The following is a 24,641-nucleotide window of genomic DNA, read 5'->3' as shown; positions in this document are numbered from 1 at the left end:
GGGCGCGTCGTCGAGAACATGCGCACCCTCAGATCGCCGATGAACTTCGCGCTCACATACGTTCCCGCCGAGCCCGCGCCACCCGTCGCGTCCATCTCCGGAATACGTGTGTGTGTGAGCGCGAAGTTCACTGGAGAATCGGGGGGGTTCGATCTCTCCGCGACACGCCCGGACTGGCTCGGCGCCCGTCACGTCCACGCGGAGCGCAGGTGTGAGCGCCAAGTTCAATGGAGAAAATCGGAGCGTCCCGTTCTTTCGCGACACGCCCGGACTGGCGCGGCACGCGGACGGCCTGGCGGTCAGCGCGCCACAGCTCCCGCGAGCGCGGCGGCAACGGCGTCGCCGAGCGCCCGCATCGACGCGTCGGCAGTCATCGCTGCGGCCGCCGCCTGCCCCTCGGCCGCCAGCCGGTCGCGCACGGGGCGGTCGCCGAGCACCTCGATGAGGGCCGCTGCCAGGGCGTCGACGTCGCCGTCGGAGACCAGCATCCCGCCGCCGAGAGCGAGGGTGTCGCGTGGACCGTACGGCATGTCGTACGACACGACCGGCACGCCGTGTCCGAGCGCCTCGAGCACGACGAGCGGCTGGCCCTCGTTCGTGCTCGCGAGAACGAATGCGTCGGCCTCCGCCCAGACGCGCGCGGGGTCGGCGACCTGTCCGGCGAACTCCACCGCGTCCGCGACGCCGAGCGATGCGGCCAGGGCCTCGAGCTCCGCGCGCTGACCTCCGTCGCCGCACACGAGCAGATGAGCGTCACGCACGGCGTCGCGCACGGCGGGAAGCGCGCGGATCGCGTGGTCGACCCGCTTGCGCGGGATGAGCGAGTTGAGCATCACGACGCGCCCCGGCACGGGGGTCGCGCTTCCGGAGGGCGCGGCCGCCGGGTGGGGCACGACGAAGGATCGGATGCCGTCGCCGAGGCGCCGTTCGACATCCCGCCGCTGGCTCGGAGTGAGCCACAGCACGGCGTCGAAGCGATCGGCGATGCCGAACCACCGCTTCCACGCGGCATCCATCGGCGAGTCCCACGCGAACGGCGCGACGACGTGGCACGCGTGGGTGGTGTGCACGATGCGGATGTCGGGCCCCAGCACGGGCGCGCCGGGGGCCACGAGCGTCTCCCCCACCTGACGCGCCTCGCACACGACCACGACCGGGCGATCCTCCTCCGCGGCGAGCGCATCGATCCAGGCGCGGTAGAGACCGCCGAACCCGGGCAGCCATCCGATCGGGCCGGAGGCATCCCAGATCCGCACCGGCGCATCGCTGAGGTGCCACGCGGGGTCGCCGCTCACGACCGGGATCTCGAGCACCGTGCGGCCCTCGGCATCCGTGATCGCCCGATACGGCCACTCCGTGTCGGGCACGGGGGTCGTGAGCGCGGCGGCACGCAGCCACGCGGCGTCCGTCCGGGCATCGTCGAAGAGGTTGCGCAGCCGGTCGGGGGCAGGGAGGGCGCCGCGGCGCACCCACTCGGCGCGGTCGGCGTCGTGGTCGGCCTGCTCGCCGGGATCGATCGTGAGCAGCAGGACGTCGGCGCCGGCCGCCGTCATGTCGAGCGCGCGGCGCAGCACCGAGATCGTGAATCCGCCGTCGCGATCGGGCACGAGCCGCGAGGCGAGCACGAGGTAGGCGGCGTCGGGAAGCACGCTCCCGCCTACTCCCACTCGATCGTCCCCGGAGGCTTGCTCGTGACGTCGAGCACGACGCGGTTGATGTCGCGCACCTCGTTGGTGATGCGGTTCGAGATGCGGGCGAGCGCGTCGTACGGCAGCCGCGTCCAATCGGCGGTCATCGCGTCTTCCGACGAGACCGGCCGCAGCACGATCGGATGCCCGTACGTGCGGCCGTCGCCCTGCACGCCGACCGAGCGCACGTCGGCGAGGAGCACCACCGGGCACTGCCAGATCTCGTCGTCGAGGCCGGCACGGGTCAGCTCTTCGCGCGCGATGGCGTCGGCGTCACGCAGAATCTCGAGACGGTCAGCGGTGACCTCGCCGACGATCCGGATGCCGAGGCCGGGGCCCGGAAACGGCTGGCGGCCGACGATCACCTCGGGGAGGCCGAGCTCGCGGCCGATCGCGCGGACCTCGTCCTTGAAGAGGGTGCGGAGGGGCTCGACGAGCTCGAACTGCAGGTCTTCGGGGAGGCCGCCGACGTTGTGGTGCGACTTGATGTTCGCGGTGCCGGTTCCGCCACCCGACTCGACCACGTCGGGGTAGAGCGTGCCCTGCACGAGGAACCGGATCGGCTCGCCGTCGGCGGCGGCCTCGGCGACGAGCGCCTTCTCGGCCGCCTCGAACGAGCGGATGAACTCGCGTCCGATGATCTTGCGCTTCTGCTCGGGGTCGCTGACGCCGGCGAGCGCGTTCAGGAACTGCTCGCGCGCATCGATCGTGACCAGACGCACGCCCGTCGAAGCGACGTAGTCCTGCTCGACCTGCTCGCGCTCGTTCTTGCGCAGCAGACCGTGGTCGACGAAGATGCACACGAGCTGGTCGCCCACGGCCTTGTGCACGATCGCCGCCGCGACGGCGGAGTCGACACCGCCGGAGAGACCGCAGATGACGCGACCTTCGCCGACCTGGGCGCGGATCTTCTCGACCTGCTCGGCGATGACGTTGCCGCTGTTCCAGTCGGCAGGCAGACCCGCGGCCTTGTGCAGGAAGTTCTCGATGACCTGCTGACCATGATCGGTGTGCTTGACCTCGGGGTGCCACTGCACGCCGTACATGCGCTTGTCGTCGCTGCCGAACGCGGCGACGGGCGTGGCCGCCGTCGAGGCGAGCACGTCGAAGCCCTCGGGAGCGCGGGCGACCTGGTCGCCGTGGCTCATCCACACGTTCTGCTCGGCGGGCTGGCCGCCCAGCAGCACGCCCCCGTCGTTCGCGACGACGGCATCCGTCGCCCCGTACTCGCGAAGGCCCGTGTTGGCGACCTCGCCGCCGAGGGCCTGCGCCATGACCTGGAATCCGTAGCAGATGCCGAGCGTCGGAACGCCGAGCTCGAACACCCCGGAGTCCAGCGCAGGAGCGCCCGGCTCGTACACCGACGACGGTCCGCCGGACAGGATGATGCCCACGGGGTTCTTCGCGGCGATGTCGGCGGCGGATGCCGTGTGCGGCACGATCTCGCTGTACACCCCCGCTTCGCGCACGCGTCGCGCGATGAGCTGCGCGTACTGCGCGCCGAAGTCGACGACCAGGACGGGTCGCTGTTCGGTCGAGGTCTGTTCGGTCACAGCAGGCCCTCCGGCGGGTTCTGGGTGGGGACGGTCTGGGTCAGCGAGGAGTGGGCGGCGAGCTCGTGCGTCTGCGACGCCCCGGATGCCTCGTCGGCCTCGCGCTGCGCGAGATAGGTCTTGATCTCCCGTGCGACACGCGCCTCCATGAAGAAGGACAGCAGCGGCACGATGCCGCCGAGGGCGAGGACGACGAAGCGCAGGAACGGCCACCGCATGAGGCTCCAGATGCGGAAGCACGAGAACAGGTAGACGACGTAGAACCAGCCGTGCGCGACAAGGATGAACAGCGACACGTTGAAGCCGTCGCCGACGGACGTCATCTCGCAGTCGTTCGTCATCGGCAGGAACAGCGACCACCACTCGCATCCGGGGCCGGCGATCACGGGGGCGAACCACACGAACCCGCCCGATCCGCCGACGAAGAGCTCGACGTGCAGCGGGGTGTACTTGAGGATCATCTCCGCCACGAGGAGCAGCAGACCCACACCGGTGATGACGGAGCAGATCTGGTAGAACCGGAGCGAGCCTCGGATCGCAGGGAAAGACGCGAGTCTCGGGGCGCGGGGCATGCCCCCAGTCTAGTCGCGGCGCCGGAGGCCGTTCCGGCCTGCCGCAGGGCTCAGGATGCCTCGGCCGCCGCGTCTTCGAGGTCTTCGACCTCGCGCTCCCAGGCATCCTTCGCCAGGCGGTACCAGAGGTAGAACGCGAAGCCGGCGAAGACGGCCCACTCGGCCGCGTAGAAGATGTTCAGCCAGTTCACGCCGGACGCGTCCTCCGGGGGACGCGCGGAGATCTCGGCGAGACCTCCCGAGGCGTCCTCGGAGACGAGGTACGGGCGGTAGACGGCGAGACCCTCGGTGTCGCTCCACTGGGCCAGGAGCGCGGCCGACGACATCCGCGTCATGGTGAACGGATCGGCGCCGCGCGGGGGAAGTGCCGGGCCCTCGTCGGAGATGATGCGGCCCACCACGTCGACGGCGGCACCGGATGCCTCCGCCTCGAGCGCCTCCGAGGCGGCTCGGGCTTCGTCGGCCGTGGCCGCCCAGCCGATCGCCACTGCGATCGACGTCGGCACCGTGGTCTCCTCGGTTCCCGAACCAGCCGAAGGATCGACGCGCAGCTGGCCCGTGACCCAATAGCCCTCGACCCCGTCGTTGAAGCGTCCGGCCACGGGGAGGAAGTCGCCCGGCACCCACGTCCCGGTCACCTCGACCCGCTGGCCGACGAACGGCTCGGGGAGGTAGCGTCCGGGCTCGACGACCTCGCCGAGCGGCTCGACCTGCTCGGTGGCGCCGGGCGGGAGGGGATCGGTGTCGATCGCGCGACCGAGCTGCCACTGCCCGAGCCACGCGAACACTCCGGCGACCACGAGGCAGAGCAGGAGGAGCGCGATCCACCGCGGACGCAGCATGACCTCGCGCAGCGTCGGCGGAAAGACCTCGACCGTGGCGTCAGGGTCGGGGCGCGTCGCGCTGCTGCTCTCGCTCAACGACCGGTCAACCGCCGTTGTACGGCGCGACGACGACCTCGACGCGCTGGAACTCCTTGAGGTCGGAGTATCCCGTCGTCGCCATCGACTTCTTGAGCGCGCCGATGAGGTTGGCGGTGCCGTCCGCGACCGGAGCGGGCCCGTAGAGCACCGATTCGAGGGTCGTCACGCGATCGACCTTCACTCGGCGGCCGCGGGGCAGCTTGGCGTGATGCGCCTCCGGCCCCCAGTGGAAGCCGAGTCCGGGAGCATCGGTCGCCCGTGCGAGCGCGACACCGAGCATGACGGCATCCGCCCCCATCGCGAGCGCCTTGACGATGTCGCCCGACGTTCCCACGCCGCCGTCGGCGATGACGTGCACGTAGCGCCCGCCCGACTCGTCGAGGTAGTCGCGGCGGGCACCGGCGACGTCGGCCACGGCGGTGGCCATGGGCGCGTGGATGCCGAGGGTCGCACGGGTGGTGGAGGCCGCTCCCCCGCCGAACCCGACGAGCACGCCCGCGGCGCCGGTGCGCATGAGGTGCAGCGCCGCCGTGTAGGTGGAGGCGCCGCCCACGATGACGGGGACGTCGAGGTCGTAGATGAACTTCTTGAGGTTCAGCGGCTGATCGGCCGACGACACGTGCTCCGCCGAGACCGTGGTGCCGCGGATGACGAAGAGGTCGACCCCGGCGGCGACGACGGTCTCGTACAGCTCCTGCGTGCGCTGCGGGGTGAGGGCGCCGGCGACGGTGACGCCGGCCTCGCGGATCTCCGCCAGACGGTCGCGCACGAGCTCGGGCCGGATGGGCTGAGAGTACAGCTCCTGCATGCGCTGGGTGGCCTCGACGTCGGCCAGCGACGCGATCTCGGCCAGAAGCGGAGCGGGGTCGTCGTACCGCGTCCACAGCCCTTCGAGGTCGAGCACGCCGAGTCCGCCGAGCTGTCCGAGCATGATCGCGGTCTGCGGGCTCATAACGGAGTCCATCGGAGCGCCGAGCACGGGGATCGCGAACGAGTAGGCGTCGATCGACCACGTCGTGGAGACGTCTTCGGGGTTGCGCGTGCGGCGCGACGGCACGACGGCGATGTCATCGAACGCGTAGGCCCGGCGGGCGCGCTTGGCGCGGCCGAGCTCGATCTCCATGCTCACATCCCCAGCCTACCCGCGGGGCACCGACGACAACGATGTGCACGGATGCGGAGCCCCGCCCGGACTCGCCGGAAACCGGCATCCGCCGCCGGCGCGCCGCGCATCGTCTCCGCACCCGTGCCCGCCCCGCGCCTCAGCGGCTGCGCACCACCCGGGTCTCGTCCCAGACGGCGTCGTCCGACTCGTAGACCGTGCCGTCGGCGCCGAACACGAGGAAGCGGTCGAACGAGCGCGCGAACCAGCGATCGTGGGTCACGGCGAGCACGGTGCCCTCGAACCGCGCGATCGCGTCTTCGAGCGCCTCCGCGGAGACCAGGTCGAGGTTGTCGGTCGGCTCGTCGAGCAGGAGCAGCGTCGCCCCCGACAGCTCGAGCAGCAGGATCTGGAACCGCGCCTGCTGACCCCCCGACAGACTGTCGAACACCTGCTCTGCCTGACGGATGAGTCCGTACCGGTCGAGGGCCGAGCTCGCGGCATCCCGCGGCATCCCGCTCCTCGCATCGTCACCGCGGTGCAGGATGTCGAGCAGCGTCCGGCCGGTGAACTCGGGGTGCGTGTGGGTCTGGGCGAACCATCCGGGCGTGACGCGGGCACCGAGGATCGCCCGCCCCTCGTGGGCGACGGGATCGAGCGCCGCTCCGACATCGGTGAGATGGCCCAGCGTCCCGTCGGGATCGGTGCCGCCACGGGCGAGGAGGCGCAGGAAGTGCGACTTCCCCGATCCGTTCGAGCCCAGCACCGCCACCCGGTCGCCGAACCAGACCTCGAGGTCGAACGGCTTCATGAGGCCCGTGAGCTCGAGACGCTCGGCGATCACGGCGCGCTTGCCCGTGCGGGCGCCCCTCAACCGCAGTCGCAGATTCTGCTCGGGCGGGCGCTCCTGCGGAGGCCCCGCCTCTTCGAAGCGCCGCAGCCGGGTCTGGGCCGCACGGTAGCGCGAGGCGAACTCGTCGCTGGATGTCGCCTTCACCTTCATGTCGGCGACCAGCCGCGTGATCTTCGCGTGCTCCTCGTCCCAGCGGCGCCGCAGCTCGTCGAGCCGCGCCATCCGGTTCTCGCGGGCGTCGCGATAGGTGGAGAAGCCTCCGCCGTGCACCCATGCCGTGCTGCCCGCGGGGCTCGCCTCCAGCGTCACGATGCGATCGGCCGCCCGCGCGAGCAGTTCGCGGTCGTGCGACACGAGCAGCACCGTCTTCGCGGTCTCGCGCAGGCGCTCCTCCAGCCACCGCTTCCCCGGCACGTCGAGGTAGTTGTCGGGCTCGTCGAGCAGCAGCACCTCGTCGGGACCGCGCAGCAGGGCCTCCAGCGCCAGCCTCTTCTGCTCGCCGCCGGAGAGCGTGGCCAGATCGCGGAAGCGGGCACGCGCATACGGGATGCCGAGGGCCGTCGTGGTGCAGGCATCCCACACGGTCTCGTGCTCGTACCCGCCTGCTTCGGCGTAGTCGGCGAGGGCCTGGGCGTAGGCGAGCTGCGTGTCGATGTCGTCGCGCTCGATGATGGCGAGCTCGGCCGCGTCGAGGGCGCGCGCTGCGGCCGACACCCGCGTCGGCGCGACGGCGACGAGCAGATCGTGCACGGTCTCACCGGACTCGCCGTGTCCGATGAACTGGTCCATGACGCCCAGGCCGCCGGCGATCACGACCGCTCCCTCGTGCGCGGGGAGCTCGCCCCGGATGACGCGCAGGAGCGTGGACTTGCCGGCGCCGTTGGCGCCGATCAGCGCGGTCGTCGAGCCGGCCGGGACGCGGAACGTCACGGCGTCGAGCAGCGGCGACCCGTCGGACAGCACGAAGGAGACGCTTCCGACATCGATGTGGCCCACGTTCCGACTCCGTCCGCCCGGCCGGACGGCGCAGAGCCGATCAGCCTATCGCGATCGACGCGCGCGCGACGACGTCGTCACGCAGCGGCGTATCTGCCCGACTTCACCGCGCGGGCACGGGCCTTCTCGGCCTCCTCCTCGCGGTTCTTCGGAGGCACGACCGCCACGAGGTCTTCGAGGAGGTGCTGGGTGATGTGCGTGATCTCGTGCACCGCGCGGTCGAACGCCTCCTGATTGGCCTTCGACGGCTTCGTCGTGCCCGCGATCTTGCGCACGTACTGGAGAGCGGCCGCGTGGACCTCCTCGGACGTCGCGGCCGGCTCGAAGTTGTGGAGAGTGTGGATGCTGCGGCACATGCCCCACAAGATACGCCCCGCGGCGGCGCCCGTCACCCCTCGCGTCAGTCGTTCTTTCCGCGGAAGAGGCGCGTGCCGACGGGGTCGAGCAGGAAGAGGGCGAAGGCGATCGAGCCGACGAAGGGCGCGAGGGCGACCACGGCCGCGGCGATCACGAGGGCGCTCAGCGCCGCACGACCGTAGGCCCGGGCATCGCCGTCGGTGAGGTCGGGCAGCATCGTCGCACGGTGGCGGACGGCCCACATCCACTGCAGGTAGCTGCACAGGATCGCTCCGAAGAACGCCAGGGGCATCAGCATCCGTCCCGCGAGCCAGCTCGAGTACTCGGTGGTGAGATTGGTCGCGAACGGGACGAGCACGATGAACAGCAGACGCACGCTGTTGAGCCACACGATCGTCGCGTCGACGCGGGCGACGTGCTCGAACTGCTGGACGTGGGTCATCCAGAGCAGGCACAGCAGCAGGAAGCTGAGCGCGAAATTGAAGAACAGTTCCCACATGCCCGCGAGCGCCGACCACATCTGCCCGTCGGAGGAGACCGTGCCGATGTTGTACGCCGTCAGATCGAGCACCAGGAGGGTGGCGGCGATCGCGAACACCCCGTCGGTGAACGCCTCGAGGCGGGTCGTGCTCTGCGTCGCCGCCGCGTGCCGCCGCTGTCGGATCATGCCGCCATCGTAGCGACGCCGATCACGGCCCTACCGCTTGTAGTTGGGCGCCTCGACGACGATCTGCACGTCGTGCGGGTGCGACTCCTTGAGACCCGCCGCCGTGATGCGCACGAAGCGACCCTTCTCCTTGAGCTCGTCGACCGTCCGGGCGCCGACGTAGAACATCGACTGGCGGAGCCCGCCGACGAGCTGGTAGGCGACGGCGGAGACGGGGCCGCGGTACGCGACCTGACCCTCGATGCCCTCGGGGATGAGCTTGTCGTCGCTGGGGACGTCGGCCTGGAAGTAGCGGTCCTTCGAGTACGACGTCTTCTTGCCCCGGGTCTGCAGCGCGCCGAGCGAGCCCATGCCCCGGTAGAGCTTGAACTGCTTGCCGCCCTGGAAGACGATCTCGCCCGGTGACTCGTCGGTGCCCGCGAGGAGCGAGCCGAGCATGACGGTGTCGGCGCCGGCGACGAGCGCCTTGGCGATGTCGCCCGAGTACTGCAGTCCACCGTCGGCGATCACCGGGATGCCGGCTTCGCGCGCCGCGAGGGATGCCTCGTAGATCGCGGTGACCTGGGGGACGCCGACGCCCGCGACGATGCGCGTGGTGCAGATGGATCCGGGTCCGACGCCGACCTTGACGGCATCCACACCCGCGTCGATGAGCGCCTGAGCGCCCTCGCGGGTGGCGACGTTGCCGCCGATGACGTCGATGTGGTCGAACGACGCGTCGGCCTTGAGGCGCTTCACGATGTCGATGACGCCCGCCGACTGGCCGTTCGCGGTGTCGACGACGAGCACGTCGACCCCGGCGTCGCGCAGCGCCTCGGCACGCTGCCACGCGTCGCCGAAGAATCCGATGGCGGCGCCGACGCGGAGTCGCCCGTGCTCGTCCTTCGTGGCGAGGGGGTACTTCTCGCTCTTGTCGAAGTCCTTGATTGTGATGAGGCCCGCGAGGCGTCCGTCGTCGTCGATGAGCGGGAGCTTCTCGACCCGGTGCTGCGCGAACAGCGCGATGACTTCGTTGGCGCCGATGCCGACCTGACCCGTGACGAGTCCGTCGGTGGTCATGACGTCCTTCACGAGCGTCGTCTGGCGCTCGAATCCCGAGACGAAGCGCATGTCGCGGTTCGTGATGATGCCCACCAGGCGATCGTCCTCGTCGACGACGGGCAGTCCCGAGATGCGGTACTGAGAGCACAGCGCGTCGACCTCTTCGATCGTCGCGTCGGGGGTGGTGGTGATGGGGTCGGTGATCATGCCCGACTCGCTGCGCTTCACGCGGTCGACCATCGAGGCCTGATCCTCGATGGAGAGGTTGCGGTGGATGATGCCCAGCCCGCCCTCTCGCGCGATCGCGATCGCGAGACGCGACTCGGTGACGGTGTCCATCGCGCTCGAGAGGAGCGGCGTCGCGACCGTGATGCGGCGCGTGACGCGGGACGAGGTGTCGGCCTCGCTCGGGATCACGTCGGTGTGTCCGGGGAGCAGCAGCACGTCGTCGTACGTGAGTCCGACGAAGCCGAAGGGATCGTGATTCGACATGAAGTCTCCTGTGCGCGGCGCGCGTTGTTTCTCGGGGGTGGACGACGACGGCCGACGCGGGGGCGTCGTACTCGATTCTAAGCGGCGCGCCCGGGATTTGATTCCCGCGGAAATCCGTTCGGACCGGGAATCCGGCGCGATGTAAGGGGCTTCTGCATCACGATTCTCTCTCGACCTGCTTGCGAAACAAGAACGACACATTACGCTCGTACCGTCTTTGCATCACGGCCGATGCGACCCGAGCTTTCGGTCCGCGTGCTGCCGGACTGGAGGTTCTGTGAGTCCTACGACTGTGACCACGCGATCGAAGCGGTGGCTCGTGCTGCTGGCCGGCACGCTCATGGCGTTCGCGCTCGTGCTCTTCGCATCGCCGATGGGCGCCCACGCGTCCGTCTCGGCGCCCGACACCCCGGGTGCCGATCAGGAAGCGACCGACTTCTACTTCGGTGGCGTCATCACGTTCGACGGCGAGCCCGTCCCCGACGTCGTCATGACGGTCGAGGGCAACGGCTTCGACGCCGAGACGGTGACGGATGCCGAAGGCAAGTGGCGTCTGTACGTGCCCGAGAAGGAGGAGTACACGCTCTCGGTGAACGAGGAGACGCTCCCCGACGGCGTCATCGTCGATCCCGCGCAGCTCCCCGAGGGCGTGCAGCCGGTGCAGGGAACGACGGCCTCGTTCGAGGTCGGGTTCGGCGCCACGGGCACGAAGATCCTCAACCTCTTCCTCGGCGAGGGCGAGCGGATCACGACCTCGTTCTGGGACCAGCTCCTCGAGCGCACGGTCAACGGCCTCAACTTCGGCCTGCTCCTCGCGCTGGCCGCGGTGGGCGTCTCGCTCATCTTCGGCACGACGGGGCTCACGAACTTCGCGCACGCCGAGATGCTCACCTTCGGCGCGATCGTCGCCCTCATCTTCGGCGTGAACTTCGCCCTGCCGATGTGGGTCGTCATCCCGATCGTGATCGTGTTCGGCGCGGCGCTCGGCTGGTCGCTCGACGCCGGCCTGTGGAAACCCCTGCGCCGTCGGGGCATCGGCCTCGTTCAGGCGATGATCGTCAGCATCGGCCTCTCGCTCGCGCTGCGCTACGTCTTCCAGTTCTTCCTCGGCGGGTCGACGTACCAGCTGCCGGGCGCAGGCGCGGCGCGCGACATCCGTCTCGGACCCATCTCGGTGTCGTGGATCGACCTCCTCTCGATGGGCATCTCGATCGTCCTCCTGCTGGCTGTCGCCTACTGGCTGCTGCGCACCCGCATCGGAAAGGCCACGCGCGCGATCTCGGACAACCCGAGCCTGGCCGCGGCATCCGGCATCGGCGTGGACCGCGTCATCCGGATCGTGTGGATCCTGTCGGCCATGCTGGCCGCCGTCGCCGGCGTGCTGTGGGCGTACTTCCGCCCCGGCGTGAAGTGGGACATGGGTGTCCAGGTGCTCCTGCTGATCTTCGCCGCCGTGACCCTCGGTGGTCTCGGAACGGCGTTCGGAGCCCTCATCGGCGCCCTCATCGTCGGCATCCTCGTGGAGATCTCCACGCTCTGGATTCCGCCGGACATGAAGTACGTGGGCGCGCTGGCCGTCCTCATCATCATCCTCCTCGTGAGACCGCAAGGCCTCCTGGGTCGAAAAGAGAGGTTGGGCTAGGCCATGGATTGGGGACAGATTCTCAACAACACGGCCTACTGGCTGTTCAGCCCCGAGACGATCGCGTACGCCCTCGCGGCGACCGGTCTCGCGGTGCACTTCGGCTACGCCGGACTCCTGAACTTCGGCATGGCGGGCTTCATGGCCCTCGGCGCGTACGGGTACGCGATCTCGATCCTGAGCTTCGGGCTCCCGTGGTGGGTCGGCATCATCGTCGGCTGCCTGGCATCCGTGGTGTTCGCCATCATCCTCGGCATCCCGACGCTGCGACTGAGGGCGGACTATCTCGCCATCGTGACGATCGCCGCCGCGGAGATCGTCCGACTCATGCTCACGACGCAGCTGTTCGACGAGTACACGAACTCGGCCGACGGCCTCGGCAACTACCACGCCGGATTCCGCGCCGCGAACCCGTTCCCGCCCGGGAACTACGGATTCGGCCCCTGGACGTGGACCGCCGATCAGCTCTGGGTGCGCGTGTTCGGCATCATCCTGCTGGGCATCGCGGTCTACCTCGTGTGGGCGCTCATGCGCAGCCCCTGGGGACGCGTCCTCAAGGGCATCCGCGAAGACGAGGACGCCGTGCGCTCGCTCGGCAAGAACGTCTTCGCCTACAAGATGCAGGCGCTCATCATCGGTGGCATCTTCGGCGCCCTGGGCGGCGTGGTCTTCGCGCTCCCGTCCGCCGTGGTCCCGGCCACGTACACGACCAGCCTGACGTTCTTCATCTGGACGATCCTGCTGCTCGGCGGCGCCGCGACGGTCTTCGGCCCCGTGGTGGGCTCGGTCATCTTCTGGGTGATCATGGGCTTCCTCGGCAACGTCCTCCCGGCCCTGGCGAACTCGGGCATCCTGCCCCTGTCGTCGGTGCAGGCGGGAACGCTCCGGTTCATCCTCGTCGGCGTGGCGCTCATGCTCATCGTGATCTTCCGCCCACAGGGCATCTTCGGCAACAAGAGGGAGCTGACCTTTGTCAAGTAACCCGACAGACCACACGCCGGACGACAGCACGCCCCGCGAACCCCTCACCGCGACGGGCAGCATCCGCCGCCCGAAGACGCAGGGGCTCGCGAAGGGCGGGAACGTCCCCGGGGTCGAGAAGGTCGACCCGATCCTGATCGCAGACAAGGTGACGCGGCGCTTCGGCGGACTCACCGCCGTCGACGTCGAGCACCTCGAGATCCCGCGCAACGCCATCACGGCGCTGATCGGACCGAACGGCGCCGGCAAGACGACGCTGTTCAACCTGCTGTGCGGCTTCGACAAGCCGAACACCGGCACCTGGTCGTACGACGGGAAGTCGCTGAGCGGCATCCCGTCGTTCAAGGTCGCCCGGATGGGCCAGGTGCGCACGTTCCAGCTCACCAAGGCACTCTCGCTGCTCACGGTGCTCGAGAACATGAAGCTCGGCGCGACGGGCCAGAAGGGCGAAGGGCTCCTCGCGAGCATCATCCCGGCCATCTGGCGCAAGCAGGACGACGCGATCGAGGAGAAGGCGATGGAGCTGCTCGCGCGCTTCAAGCTCGACGCCAAGTCCGAAGACTATGCAGCGTCGCTCTCCGGTGGGCAGCGCAAGCTCCTCGAGATGGCGCGCGCGCTCATGAGCGACCCGCAGCTGGTCATGCTCGACGAGCCCATGGCCGGCGTCAACCCGGCCCTCACCGAGTCGCTGCTCGACCACATCCTGGACCTCAAGGACCTGGGCATGACCGTGCTCTTCGTCGAGCACGACATGCACATGGTGCGTCACATCGCCGACTGGGTCGTCGTCATGGCCGAAGGCCGCGTCGTGGCCGAGGGCCCGCCCGAATCGGTCATGCAGGACAAGGCCGTCATCGACGCCTACCTCGGCAGCCACCAGGACGTCGACCTCGGCGTCGTGACCGGCCGCGTGGCGGGCGAGCTCGACACGTCGGCGATGGAGCTCCTCGAGGAGATCCGCGAAGACGAAGCAGCGTCGATCGCCGACGCCGAGGAGGAGAACAAGTGAGCGACGCCTCAGCAGCATCGGGCACGACCGGCGCATCCGCCCTGGCCGAGGGAAAGACCGACCGCGTCGTCGTGGAGGTCACCGACCTCTTCGCCGGCTACCTGCCGGGAATCAACATCATCACCGGGGCCAACCTCATCGCGCGCAAGGGCGAGCTGATCGGCATCATCGGACCGAACGGCGCCGGCAAGTCGACGCTGCTCAAGTCGATCTTCGGCATGGTGAAGGTGCGCTCCGGCGAGATCACCGTCAACGGCGAGAGCGTCGTCGGGCTCAAGTCCGACAAGCTCGTGCGCCGCGGCGTCGGCTTCGTGCCGCAGACCAACAACGTGTTCCCCTCGCTCACGATCGAGGAGAACCTCCAGATGGGCCTCTACCAGGCTCCGAAGACGTACAACGAGCGTCTGGAGTTCGTGACGGGCATCTTCGCCGAGCTGGGCAAGCGCCTCAAGCAGCGCGCGGGCTCACTGTCGGGCGGTGAGCGGCAGATGGTCGCGATGTCGCGGGCGCTCATGATGGACCCGGCGGTGCTGCTCCTCGACGAGCCCTCCGCGGGCCTCTCCCCCGTGCGCCAGGACGACGCGTTCATCCGCGTCTCCGACATCAACAAGGCCGGCGTCACGACGATCATGGTGGAGCAGAACGCCCGACGCTGCCTGCAGATCTGCGACCGCGGGTACGTGCTCGACCAGGGCCGCGACGCCTACGAGGGCACCGGCCGCGAGCTGCTTAACGACCCCAAGGTGATCGGACTCTACCTGGGCACGCTCGGCACCGACTGACCGCTGGACGGACGTGAGAGGAGCGGATGCCTGACGGCATCCGCTCCTCTCGTATCTCAACGGATACGACCGACGGATCCCGCCCGCACGATCTCGGCAATGCTGCGTCGTGAGAGCGCTGCGACATCGCGATCACGGAGGGCGCGGACGAGGTCTCCCCGGGCCGCCCATCCGGCCGGGTCCCACACCTCCGCCCACGGCGGCAGGTCGGCACGCTCCTCGAACGGAGTCGCACCCTCGAGCTCGCGGTGCAGTCGCGCCGCGCAGGCGCTCATCTCCTCCTCCATGCCCGGGTCCCACTCGACCTCGAGCCCGACGGGGAAGAAGAAGCCCACGGCCTCGTGCCGACGCTCGCGCGCGTCGGCGAGTGTGAGGTCGAGGCGGATGCCGATGCAGCCGTCCGCGCCGCGGGTCGTCACCTCCCACTCCAGATCGTCGCTCCGCTCCACCCCGAGCAGCACCTCCGGCACCGTTCGCGTGCGTTCGGGGAGCTCCAACACTGTGATCGGTCCCGGCACCGACGTGAACGGGGCCACAAGCGGCCAGGGCTCCCTCCACCGCGGCTCGAGCAGACCTCTCTCGGAGATCGACCGCGAGCCGAGGTCGCCGATGCGCACCTGGGCCGAGACGACGCGCAGCGGGCCGACCACGTTGCGGCTGACCACGTGGGCACGCCACACCTCGCGCCAGGGCCGCACGGTGTACCCGAACTCTCGCGGAGCGTCGTCCTGACAGGAGCGGTCCTTGCGGAAGGAACCCCGCTCGAGGGGAAGGTCGGGATCGACCTCGCGGGAGACCTGTTCGACACGGAGCGCGACGGTCTCGCGGAGATCGTTCCAGCGGCCGATCGAACGACCGACGAGGCCGAACACCGTGACGGCGTCCGCGTCGACATCGACATCGTCCAGTCGAGCCAGCCCGCGCGGATCGGAGGCTGCGGCCGTCGCCTGCTCGCCGCTCACGGCTCCGCCGACCTTCGACGCGATGACCTTCGGAGCGACGATGCCGACGATCCCCTCGACCAGGACGGTCGAGAGCGCGCCGACGAGGAACCCCCAGCCGACACCGCCGAACGGCAGGCTCAGGATGCCCAGGACCGCGCCGACGATGCCTTCACCTGTCGTGTCGTCCCTGGTCACGACGGGGTCGTCGACATGGGCCACGAGGTCGCGGGCACCGGCGGCGACCTGCAGCCGGGCGGGCACATCGATCGTGGCGTCCACTCCTCCGGGAGGGACCCGGACCCGCACCTTCAGCACGACGACGAGGCGCCCCTCCTCGCCGCGCAGAACGACCCGCGTGACGGTGGCGGTGCCGTCCGGCCACATCGGCACATCGAGGGCGAACTCCGCGGCACCTCCTCCGCAGGGCGGTGGAGTGGATGCCGCGACGAGCGGGATGCCCGGGGCGGTGTCGAGATGGGCCATGGCGGCGACGCGGGCGGCCGCGGCGGCCGCCTCGGCGTATGCCTCGTCGGGAGGGGAGACTTCCAGGGCGGCGGTGTAGGTCTCCCAGTACACGGCCCTCTCGGCGGGGCTGAGGGGATGGGTGCCGTCCAGGATCTCACGCTTCTTCGTCGGCGCGACCTGTGCCGCCGCGGCCGCCCGCGCGAGGTGCTCGCGGACTGCAGGACACAGCGCGCGGCGCTGGAGCGCGGCGATCGAGATCGACAGAGACACCGGCGCCGCGGGCACCGCCGACATCCCCGTCGCTGACGAGGTGGGGTACACGAAGGCGCGCTGTCGGGAGTCGATGTCGGACCTTCCGTCCTTCCTCGCGGGGTCGGAGGAGGTCGGGCCGGCGCGGTAGTTCCCGAAGCACGCCAGAGTGCCGGGGCTGATCCAGCGCAGGATCGGCCAGGCGGCGAGCGTGTCGAACTCCGTGCTGTCGACCGTGGTGCGCACGCGCAGCGACGCCAGAGCGATCGGCTGCGGCGCCGGCACCACCGTGCCCAGGGCGAACTCGATCGCGGTGGAGATGGCGGACTCGATCGCCGATGCCCCGTCGAGCCCGAGCGCCTGTGCGATGGCGGGGCGAGACGAGCCGAAGGCGAACCCGACGGATGCCGCGCCGGTGTCGACGAACAACCCGACGGCGAACTGCGGGGGGAAGGTCTCGCCGCCGGCCTCCCTCTCGGCTTTGTCGATCGGCCAGTAGCCGACATCGTTCAATCCGGGGAGATACCCGAAACGAAGAGGCACGATCACCTCGCCGGACCCATCGAGCGCACCGAGGGCATCGAGGGCGGGCATCCCCGCGAGGAACACCTCCGAGAGAGTCACGAAGATGCGCGCGATGTCCGCATCGCCGATCTGCGGCGCCAGCGTCGCCTCGAGGGCGCCGCTCACCACCACGGGATCGGGCCAGTCGACGAGCTGCTGGGTCAGCCGGAACGGACCCCCGAAGAGATATGCGGTCTCACCCGGTGCGGGTGCGAGGGTGACGGACGCAGCATCCGACACCACCTCCCGGGAGAGCTGGATGACGACGTCGAAGCCCGCCATGTCGACCATGGCCGCATCATAGGACCGGGCTCGGGCACGCGAAAGGGCCCCGGATCGCTCCGGGGCCCTTCGCTGCGTGCGGCTGGATCAGCCGATGCGGGTGTTGAGGTTGTCAGCACCGAACTGGAAGATGCCGATGGTGGCCTCCGTCGGGTCGCCGTTCTCGTCGAGACCGATCGGGCCCGAGTATCCGTCGTAGTCGGCCATGCCGCCACCGAGGATGATGTCGGCGCACGCCTCGAAGGAGTCGCACTTCTCGCCCTCGGCCGAGACCTGCTGGAGGTTCGCGGCGATGTCGGCCGAGTCCGTCGAGTTCGCCGTGAGAGCGGCGAGCGCGAGCAGGATGACGGCGTCGTAGGACTCGTTGGCGTACGAGAAGTCGGTCAGGTCGGTGTTGCCCTCGCCGACCCACCACTCGTTCAGACGGTCCTGGAAGCCCGTGTCGGCCTCGAGGGGGCCGGCGGGCGTGGTGCCCTTGGCGCCTTCCATGCTCGAACCGGCGGGCCACTTCTCGTCGGCGCCGAAGTTCTTGAGGTTGCCGTCGACCAGGTACAGCTGCGACGCGGGGTAGCCCGCGGCGAGCAGCGCCGGACCGATCGTGTAGATCTCGTCGAACGTGATGAGGACGATGGCGTCGGGGTTCGAGGCCGTGATCGCGCTGATCTGAGCGTCGAACGAGGTGTCGCCCGTGTTGTAGGACTGCTCCTCGACGACCGTTCCGCCGGCGGCGCTGAAGGTCTCCTGGAAGACCTCGTTCAGGCCGGTGCCGTAGGAGTCGTTGAGGTACAGGACCGCGACGTTCTCGTGTCCGTCTTCGGCGACCAGGTTTCCGAGGACCTCGCCCTGGAGCGTGTCGGACGGAGCGGTGCGGAAGTAGAGGCCGTTGTCGTCCCACGACGTGAAGTCGAGCGAGGTGTTGGCCGGGGAGAACGTGATGATGCCGGCAGCGACGGCGTCATCGAGGAAGAGCTTGGTGACACCCGACGACGCGGCGCCGATGGCGGCCGAGACACCCTCGGAGATGAGGGTCTGGATCGTCGTGGCGTACGCCTTGTTGTCGGTGTCGCCCGAGTCGCCCCAGACGATGTCTTCGATGGTGAGGCCGGTGGTCTCGGAGTACGCGTTGACGTCGGCGGCGGCGAGGCCGACACCGGCCTCTTCGGGCGGTCCGAGGAACGACAGGTTTCCGGTCTGCGGCAGGATCGTGCCGATCTTGAGGCTGAGTTCGCCGCGCTCCTCCGAGGGGGGCGCGGACGTCTCGGCGGCTCCGCCGCCGCCGGCGCAGCCGGCGAGGACGATGGCGCTTGCGCCGGCGATCGCGAGACCGCTGAGGATGCGGGCTCCGCGCGAGCGAGTGATGACGCTCATGTTGCTCCTTGTTGTGAATGAACACGGGCGGGCTTCGGGGCCGACCCAGTGCGTACAAACCTAACTGCGGCAAAGTCTCGCGTGTATTGCGTTTCGTTAACGACATGTAACGCGACCGAATCGTTACAACGCGCGCGGATGCCCGCCTTGGCGACATCTGGAATACCCCACGTGGGTATATCGTTGAGACGGGTACCCCCGAGGGGTATCCACCGACGAGAAGGACACAGGATGACGACGAACGAGTTCCAGGTCACCGGCATGAGCTGCGGCCACTGCGAGGCATCGGTGCGCACCGAGGTCGCGAAGATCGCGGGCGTCGAGCACATCGACGTCAGCGCCCAGACGGGCCGGCTCGTCGTGAGCTCGTCCGCTCCTCTTCTCGACGCCGACATCGTGGCCGCCGTCGACGAGGCGGGCTACGAAGCCGTCCGCATCTGATGGACGCCGTGCACTCGGACTCCGCGCGCACCGACGACCGCGTCGAGCTCGAGATCGGCGGCATGACCTGCGCGTCCTGCGCCATGCGCATCGAGAAGAAGCTGAACAGGATCGACGGGGTCACGGCATCCGTCAACTACGCCACCGAGAAGGCGCGGGCTACGGTGCCCGCGGGGCTCGACCCCGCCGTCCTCATCGCCGAGGTCGAGAAGACCGGCTACACCGCGGCCCTCCCCGCACCCCCTGCCGTCCACGGACACGACCACGGCGACCCCGACCTGGACTCGCTGCGCGCACGGCTCATCGCGGCCGTCGTGCTCGCCGTGCCGGTCATCGTGCTCACGATGGTGCCGGCGTGGCAGTTCCCGGGCTGGCAGTGGGTCTCGCTCGCGCTCGCGACGCCGGTGGTGACGTGGTCGGCCTGGCCGTTCCATCGCGCCGCCTGGCTCAACCTGCGACACGGTGCCGCGACGATGGACACGCTGATCTCCCTCGGCGTCTCGGCGGCGTACCTCTGGTCGCTCTACGCCCTCTTCTTCGGGCACGCGGGCATGATCGGCATGACCCACGGCTTCGAGTGGACGGTGCAGCCGGGCGACGGCGCCGACGCCGTCTATCTCGAAGTGGCCGCCGGCGTCACGATGTTCGTGCTGGCGGGCCGCTACTTCGAGGTGCGGTCCAAGCGCCGCGCAGGCGATGCGCTGCGCGCGCTCCTCGACCTCGGAGCGAAGGACGTCGCCGTGCTGCACGGCGGCGTCGAGGTGCGCACGCCGATCGCGCAGCTGCGCTCGGGCGACGAGTTCGTCGTGCGGCCCGGCGAGAAGATCGCGACCGACGGTGTGGTGGTCTCGGGCACCTCCGCGGTCGATGCCTCGATGGTGACGGGCGAGTCCGTGCCCGTCGAAGTCGCTCCGGGCGACGCGGTCGTCGGCGCGACGGTCAACGCGGGCGGGCGGCTCGTCGTGCGCGCCACCCGGGTGGGCGCCGACACGCAGCTCGCGCAGATGGCGCGACTGGTCGAGGAGGCCCAGAGCGGCAAGGCGGAGGTCCAGCGCCTCGCCGACCGCATCTCCGGCGTCTTCGTGCCGATCGTGCTCGGCATCGCCGTGGTGACCCTGGTCGCGTGGCTGATGCTGGGCGGCGGCTACGAAGCCGCGTTCACGGCCGCCGTCGCGGTGCTCATCATCGCGTGCCCGTGCGCGCTGGGGCTCGCCACCCCCACGGCGCTGCTGGTGGGCACGGGCCGCGGGGCGCAGCTGGGCATCCTGATCCGCGGTCCCGAAGTTCTCGAGTCCACGCGCACGGTCGACACGATCGTGCTCGACAAGACCGGCACGGTCACCAGCGGACGCATGTCGCTGGTCGACGTCGTCGTCACGCCCGGAACCGAGCGCGCCGAGCTGCTGCGCTTCGCCGGTGCGCTCGAGGACGCCTCCGAGCATCCGATCGCCCAGGCCATCGCGCGGGATGCGACGGCCGAGGTCGGCACGCTGCCCTCCGTGGAGTCGTTCCGCAACGCCGAAGGGAAGGGCGTCTCCGGCGTCGTCGACGGGCACGCGGTGCTGGCCGGCCGCGAATCCCTCCTGGCCGACTGGTCGCTCCCCGTGCCCGACGTGCTCGTCGCCGCGCTCGAGTCCGCGCGCGCGACCGGGCGCACCGCCGTGCTCGTGGCGTGGGACGGCGAGGCGCGTGGGATGCTCGCCGTCGCCGATCGCCTCAAGCCCACGAGCCGCGCGGCGATCGCGCAGCTGCGCGCCCTCGGTCTCGCGCCCGTGCTCCTGACCGGAGACCACGGGGCCGTCGCGGGTGCGGTGGCCGCCGAGGTGGGCATCGACCGCGTGATCGCCGGCGTGCTCCCCCACGAGAAGGTCGAGGTCATCCGCGCTCTGCAGGCCGAAGGCCGTGTGGTGGCGATGGTGGGCGACGGCGTCAACGACGCCGCCGCCCTCGCGCAGGCCGACCTGGGGCTCGCGATGGGAACGGGCACGGATGCCGCGATCGAGGCATCCGACATCACCCTCGTGCGCGGCGATCTGCGCAGCGCCGCCGACGCGGTGCGGCTCTCCCGCCGCACCCTCGGCACGATCAAGACCAACCTGTTCTGGGCGTTCGCGTACAACGTGGCGGCGATCCCGCTGGCGGCGCTCGGCCTGCTCAACCCCATGATCGCGGGAGCCGCCATGGCGTTCTCCAGCGTGTTCGTCGTGGGCAACAGTCTGCGGCTGCGCCGCTTCCGCCCCCTGAAGGAGACCTCATGACCGTCGCCTCGACGCACAGTCACCACGGCTACATCACCGACAAGGAGAAGTACCTGCTGCGCCTGAAGCGCATCGAGGGTCAGGCGCGGGGCGTCCACAAGATGGTGGACGACGAGAAGTACTGCATCGACATCCTGACCCAGATCAGCGCCCTCACGAGCGCTCTGGAGGCCGTCGCCGTCGGGCTGCTCGAAGACCACCTGCGGCACTGCGTCGTCGACGCCGCGCGCCTGAGCGACGATGCGGCGGAGGAGAAGATCCGCGAGGCGACGCAGGCGATCGCCCGACTCGTGCGCTGAGCGCGACGGGTTCGGCGTGGAGCCCGGCCCTCAGACGATCTCCGCGACGTCGGACGCCCCCGCACGCGCCGCCCGGGTGCGTCGCACGTGCCGCAGCGAATCGACGGTCAGGACGATGAGCGCGACCCACACCAGCCCGAAGCCGATCCAGCGCTCCACCGGCATCGGCTCGTCGTTGATCCAGACGCCGATGATGAACTGCAGGATCGGCGCGACGAACTGGAGGATGCCGATGAGCGTCAGGGTCGTGCGGCGTGCACCGGCGGCGAAGAAGAGGAGCGGCGTGGCGGTCGCGACGCCGGCGAGCAGCAGCAGCACGGTGTGCCCGGTGCTCAGCTGACCCATCGTGATGCCCGTCGTCATTCCGACGAGGACGAGCTGCAGGACGGCGACCGGGGCCAGCCAGAGCGATTCGAGCGTGAGGCCGCTGATCGCATCGACCGAGGGGCCGATCTGCTTCTTGACCAGACCGTAGAAGCCGAACGTGAAGGCCAGGGTGAGCGCGATCCAGGGGAACGCGCCGTAGCCCACGACGATCACGACGACCGCCGCGGCGGCGATGCAGAGGGCGACCCACTGCGTGACGCGCAGTCGTTCGCGCAGGACGAGCACGCCGAGCAGGACCGTGACGATCGGGTTGATGAAGTAGCCCAGGCTCGACTCCACGATGTGCCCCGACAGGGTCGCGTAGAGGAAGACCTGCCAGTTCACGTAGATCAGCGCGCCCGCGAGCACCGTCCACAGCACGAGGCGTCGTCGACGCAGGATCGCGACGAGCTTGGGCCACGTGCGCGTGACGGTCAGCAGGATCGCGCAGAACGCCAGGGACAGCAGGATCCGCCAGGCGACGACCTCCCAGGCCGTGGTGGGCGCGAGCAGCAGGAAGTACAGCGGCAGGAAGCCCCAGAGCAGGTAGGCGATGAACGCGTACACGCCGCCGAGGCGATGCTCGCGGGCGGATTCGGCGGGTGTCACCACTCAAGACTAGGACGGTCGTGACGAATGCCGGCGCACGGCGCCCGCGCCGGGGCGTGGGGCGCGTGTCGGCGGACATGCGGAAGGGCCCGGATGCCGAAGCATCCGGGCCCTTCTCGAAGCGGTTCCGACTAGCGGACCACGACCGCGAGGACGTCGCGAGCCGACAGGACGAGGAACTCCTCGCCGCCGAACTTGACCTCGGTTCCGCCGTACTTGCTGTAGATGACGCGGTCACCGACGGCGACGTCGAGCGGGATGCGGTTGCCGTTGTCGTCGATGCGACCGGGGCCGACAGCGAAGACCTCGCCCTCCTGGGGCTTCTCCTTCGCGGTGTCGGGGATGACCAGACCGCTGGACGTGGTCTGCTCGGCCTCGACCTGCTTGATGACGATGCGGTCCTCGAGCGGCTTGATGGAAACCGACACGGGTCTACCTCTGCTTTCGTTGAACTGAAAACTCATTAGCACTCGGATGGTGCGAGTGCTGATCCAGTCTAAGCGGCGGGCTGGCACTCGTGCAACGTGAGTGCCAATCGACGTCATCGGCAATCCGAACGGCCCCGCGCTCCGAATCGCCTTCAAGACCCGGAGATGATGACCCCCCGGCCATCGATCCGGATGCGACTCCCTGGGGTGAGACAGCAGATGACAACGTCGTACTTCCTCGCCGTCGATGTCGGCACCAGCCGCACCGCCGCCGCGACCGCCCGAATCTCTTCCGACGGCACGATCACCGCCTCCCCCTTCGCACTCGGCAGGCAGAGCGACAGCACGCCGAGCGTCGTGTTCATCTCCGACGGCGAGCTGCTGTTCGGCGACGCGGCCGCGCGCCGCGGCGTGGCGCAGCCCGAGCGTCTCGTGCGCGAGTTCAAGCGCCGCATCGGCGACGTGATCCCGATCCTCGCGGGCGGACGCCGCTTCTCGCCGGAGCAGCTCTACGCGCTGCTGGTGAGCTGGGTCATCGACACGGTCACCGAGGTCAAGGGACGCCGCCCGAAGGGCGTGAGCGTCACCGTGCCCGTCACGTGGGGCGAGCATCGGACGGGGCTGGTGGTCGCAGCCCTCGCCCGGGCAGGCTGGCGCGACATCCGTCTCGTGAGCGAGCCGGAGGCCGCCGCCCGGCACTACGAGGCCGAAGAGCCGCTCGCCCAGGGCGAGCTGCTCGCCGTGTACGACCTCGGAGGCGGCACGTTCGACACGGTGCTCCTGCGCAAGAGCGGTGACGCGGTGGATGTGGTGGGCGATCCCGTCGGCATGGACGCGTTCGGCGGATCGGACTTCGACGACCGCGTCCTGCGCCACGCCGTCGAGGCTGCGGGCCTGTCCATCGACGACCTCTCGTCCGACCCTGACGCCCGGGTGGGACTGGCGACGCTGCGCCGCGAGGCGGTGGAGGCGAAGGAATCGCTCTCGTTCGACGCCGAGACCGTCATCCCCGTGCTCATCGGCGAACGCCGCACCACCGTGCGACTCACCCGCGGAGAGTTCGAGTCGATGATCGAGGACGGCATCGAGCGGACCGTCGAGGTCGTGGCCGAGGTGTTCCGCTCCGCGGGCGTCGATGCCGCCGACGTTCGCTCGATCCTTCTCACCGGCGGATCGTCGCGTATCCCGCGCATCGCGCAGCTGCTCTCGGAGCGGTTCGACCGGCCCGTCGCCGTCGACGCCGACCCCAAGGCGATCATCGCCCTCGGCGCGGCGCGGATCGTCGCGCAGGACCGCCGCACTCCCGCCCTGGTCGAGGAGGCGACCGCCGACGAGAGCGCACCGGATGCCGCGCCGGCCTTCGTGCGGAGCGACCCCACCCGCCGCCGGTTCGGCCGCGGTGCCGCGATCGCAGCGGTCGGCGCCGGCGCCCTCGTGCTCGCGGGCGGCATCGCGTTCTCCGCCTTCTCACCCCTCGGCGGCGCCCCGCTGGGCGAGGACACCCCCTCCCCCGCGCAGAGCACGAGCGCGACGCCGACACCCGCACCGGACTCCGCGCCGTCCGGATCCGGCACCGGCATCCGGCCGAGCGCGTCGACCGCGACCGCCGACCCCCTGCTGACGCCCGCACCTCCCGGCGTCGTGACCGACCTGTTCCCGCTGCAGCCCCCGCAGCCCGAGACCACGGAGTCCGGCCGCTGAGGCGGCCGG

At 69.9% G+C, this 24,641-nt stretch carries 21 protein-coding genes; 8 read left to right on the top strand and 13 right to left on the bottom strand.

What is annotated here, in order from left to right; translation table 11 throughout:
- Positions 1-299: 299 nt before the first annotated feature.
- The 9 genes from B0B14_RS14195 to guaB all read right to left on the bottom strand — a co-directional run bounded on the left by B0B14_RS14195 (position 300) and on the right by guaB (position 10,244).
- Positions 300-1,649, bottom strand: coding sequence for a glycosyltransferase family 4 protein (locus tag B0B14_RS14195; RefSeq protein ID WP_076683042.1), 1,350 nt, complete (start codon positions 1,647-1,649; stop codon positions 300-302).
- Positions 1,650-1,657: 8 nt separating this feature from the next.
- Positions 1,658-3,241, bottom strand: coding sequence for a glutamine-hydrolyzing GMP synthase (guaA, locus tag B0B14_RS14190; protein ID WP_076683040.1), 1,584 nt, complete (start codon positions 3,239-3,241; stop codon positions 1,658-1,660).
- On the bottom strand, positions 3,238-3,813 hold the full coding sequence (locus tag B0B14_RS14185) for a DUF3817 domain-containing protein (RefSeq protein ID WP_076683038.1): 576 nt from the start codon (positions 3,811-3,813) through the stop codon (positions 3,238-3,240). The genes guaA and B0B14_RS14185 overlap by 4 nt, the downstream gene beginning before the upstream one ends.
- Positions 3,814-3,863: 50 nt before the next feature.
- Complete coding sequence (locus B0B14_RS14180) at positions 3,864-4,655, bottom strand: SURF1 family cytochrome oxidase biogenesis protein (RefSeq protein WP_083710658.1); 792 nt, start codon at positions 4,653-4,655, stop codon at positions 3,864-3,866.
- Positions 4,656-4,740: 85 nt separating this feature from the next.
- Positions 4,741-5,859 carry a GuaB3 family IMP dehydrogenase-related protein gene (locus B0B14_RS14175; protein WP_076683034.1) on the bottom strand — a complete coding sequence of 373 codons (1,119 nt, stop codon included), beginning with the start codon at positions 5,857-5,859 and terminating at the stop codon, positions 4,741-4,743.
- 139 nt (positions 5,860-5,998) lie between these two features.
- Entirely contained in the window at positions 5,999-7,687 is a 1,689-nt protein-coding gene (locus B0B14_RS14170; protein ID WP_076683032.1) for an ABC-F family ATP-binding cassette domain-containing protein, read from the bottom strand.
- A gap of 77 nt (positions 7,688-7,764) precedes the next feature.
- Positions 7,765-8,043 carry a DUF2277 domain-containing protein gene (locus B0B14_RS14165; RefSeq protein WP_076683597.1) on the bottom strand — a complete coding sequence of 93 codons (279 nt, stop codon included), beginning with the start codon at positions 8,041-8,043 and terminating at the stop codon, positions 7,765-7,767.
- Positions 8,044-8,087: 44 nt separating this feature from the next.
- A complete protein-coding gene (locus tag B0B14_RS14160) occupies positions 8,088-8,711 on the bottom strand; it encodes a TMEM175 family protein (protein WP_076683030.1) in 624 nt (207 codons plus the stop codon).
- Positions 8,712-8,741: 30 nt separating this feature from the next.
- Positions 8,742-10,244 (bottom strand): IMP dehydrogenase, encoded by a 1,503-nt coding sequence (gene guaB / locus B0B14_RS14155; RefSeq protein ID WP_076683028.1) that lies wholly within the window; start codon positions 10,242-10,244, stop codon positions 8,742-8,744.
- A gap of 340 nt (positions 10,245-10,584) precedes the next feature.
- Here guaB and B0B14_RS14150 point away from each other — a divergent pair, with 340 nt between their 5' ends.
- The 4 genes from B0B14_RS14150 (at position 10,585) to B0B14_RS14135 (ending at position 14,658) form a co-directional block, all read left to right on the top strand.
- A complete protein-coding gene (locus tag B0B14_RS14150) occupies positions 10,585-11,886 on the top strand; it encodes an ABC transporter permease subunit (protein ID WP_076683595.1) in 1,302 nt (433 codons plus the stop codon).
- Positions 11,887-11,889: 3 nt separating this feature from the next.
- The gene (locus B0B14_RS14145; protein ID WP_076683026.1) at positions 11,890-12,867 is read left to right on the top strand and encodes a branched-chain amino acid ABC transporter permease; all 978 of its coding nucleotides are present in this window, start codon (positions 11,890-11,892) and stop codon (positions 12,865-12,867) included.
- A gap of 61 nt (positions 12,868-12,928) precedes the next feature.
- Entirely contained in the window at positions 12,929-13,876 is a 948-nt protein-coding gene (locus B0B14_RS14140; RefSeq protein ID WP_076683593.1) for an ABC transporter ATP-binding protein, read from the top strand.
- 41 nt (positions 13,877-13,917) lie between these two features.
- Complete coding sequence (locus tag B0B14_RS14135; RefSeq protein ID WP_076683591.1) at positions 13,918-14,658, top strand: ABC transporter ATP-binding protein; 741 nt, start codon at positions 13,918-13,920, stop codon at positions 14,656-14,658.
- Between the two features lie 56 nt (positions 14,659-14,714).
- Here the strand turns inward: B0B14_RS14135 and B0B14_RS14130 are convergent, their stop codons facing one another.
- Both B0B14_RS14130 and B0B14_RS14125 read right to left on the bottom strand, forming a co-directional pair.
- Positions 14,715-17,171 (bottom strand): hypothetical protein, encoded by a 2,457-nt coding sequence (locus B0B14_RS14130; RefSeq protein ID WP_076683024.1) that lies wholly within the window; start codon positions 17,169-17,171, stop codon positions 14,715-14,717.
- A 78-nt stretch (positions 17,172-17,249) separates the two neighbouring features.
- Positions 17,250-18,530, bottom strand: coding sequence for an ABC transporter substrate-binding protein (locus B0B14_RS14125; RefSeq protein WP_076683022.1), 1,281 nt, complete (start codon positions 18,528-18,530; stop codon positions 17,250-17,252).
- Between the two features lie 231 nt (positions 18,531-18,761).
- Between B0B14_RS14125 and B0B14_RS14120 the strand changes: the two genes are divergently transcribed.
- The 3 genes from B0B14_RS14120 to B0B14_RS14110 all read left to right on the top strand — a co-directional run bounded on the left by B0B14_RS14120 (position 18,762) and on the right by B0B14_RS14110 (position 21,528).
- The gene (locus B0B14_RS14120; RefSeq protein ID WP_076683020.1) at positions 18,762-18,971 is read left to right on the top strand and encodes a heavy-metal-associated domain-containing protein; all 210 of its coding nucleotides are present in this window, start codon (positions 18,762-18,764) and stop codon (positions 18,969-18,971) included.
- A 62-nt stretch (positions 18,972-19,033) separates the two neighbouring features.
- Positions 19,034-21,229 (top strand): heavy metal translocating P-type ATPase, encoded by a 2,196-nt coding sequence (locus B0B14_RS14115; protein ID WP_256714420.1) that lies wholly within the window; start codon positions 19,034-19,036, stop codon positions 21,227-21,229.
- Positions 21,226-21,528, top strand: coding sequence for a metal-sensitive transcriptional regulator (locus tag B0B14_RS14110; protein ID WP_076683016.1), 303 nt, complete (start codon positions 21,226-21,228; stop codon positions 21,526-21,528). Before B0B14_RS14115 ends, B0B14_RS14110 begins: the two co-directional genes overlap by 4 nt.
- 30 nt (positions 21,529-21,558) lie before the next feature.
- Here B0B14_RS14110 and rarD read toward each other — a convergent pair whose 3' ends face one another.
- Positions 21,559-22,503, bottom strand: a complete 945-nt coding sequence (gene rarD, locus B0B14_RS14105) for an EamA family transporter RarD (RefSeq protein ID WP_076683014.1) — start codon at positions 22,501-22,503, stop codon at positions 21,559-21,561.
- A 131-nt stretch (positions 22,504-22,634) separates the two neighbouring features.
- Positions 22,635-22,931 (bottom strand): co-chaperone GroES, encoded by a 297-nt coding sequence (gene groES, locus B0B14_RS14100; protein ID WP_076683011.1) that lies wholly within the window; start codon positions 22,929-22,931, stop codon positions 22,635-22,637.
- A 207-nt stretch (positions 22,932-23,138) separates the two neighbouring features.
- On the opposite strand from groES, the gene B0B14_RS14095 reads away from it, so the two are divergent.
- On the top strand, positions 23,139-24,632 hold the full coding sequence (locus B0B14_RS14095; RefSeq protein WP_179085337.1) for an Hsp70 family protein: 1,494 nt from the start codon (positions 23,139-23,141) through the stop codon (positions 24,630-24,632).
- Positions 24,633-24,641: the final 9 nt, after the last annotated feature.

It is taken from the genome of Microbacterium sp. RU33B, from assembly GCF_900155915.1.
GTDB lineage: Bacteria > Actinomycetota > Actinomycetes > Actinomycetales > Microbacteriaceae > Microbacterium.
This window is presented reverse-complemented; position numbering and strand designations above follow the sequence as displayed.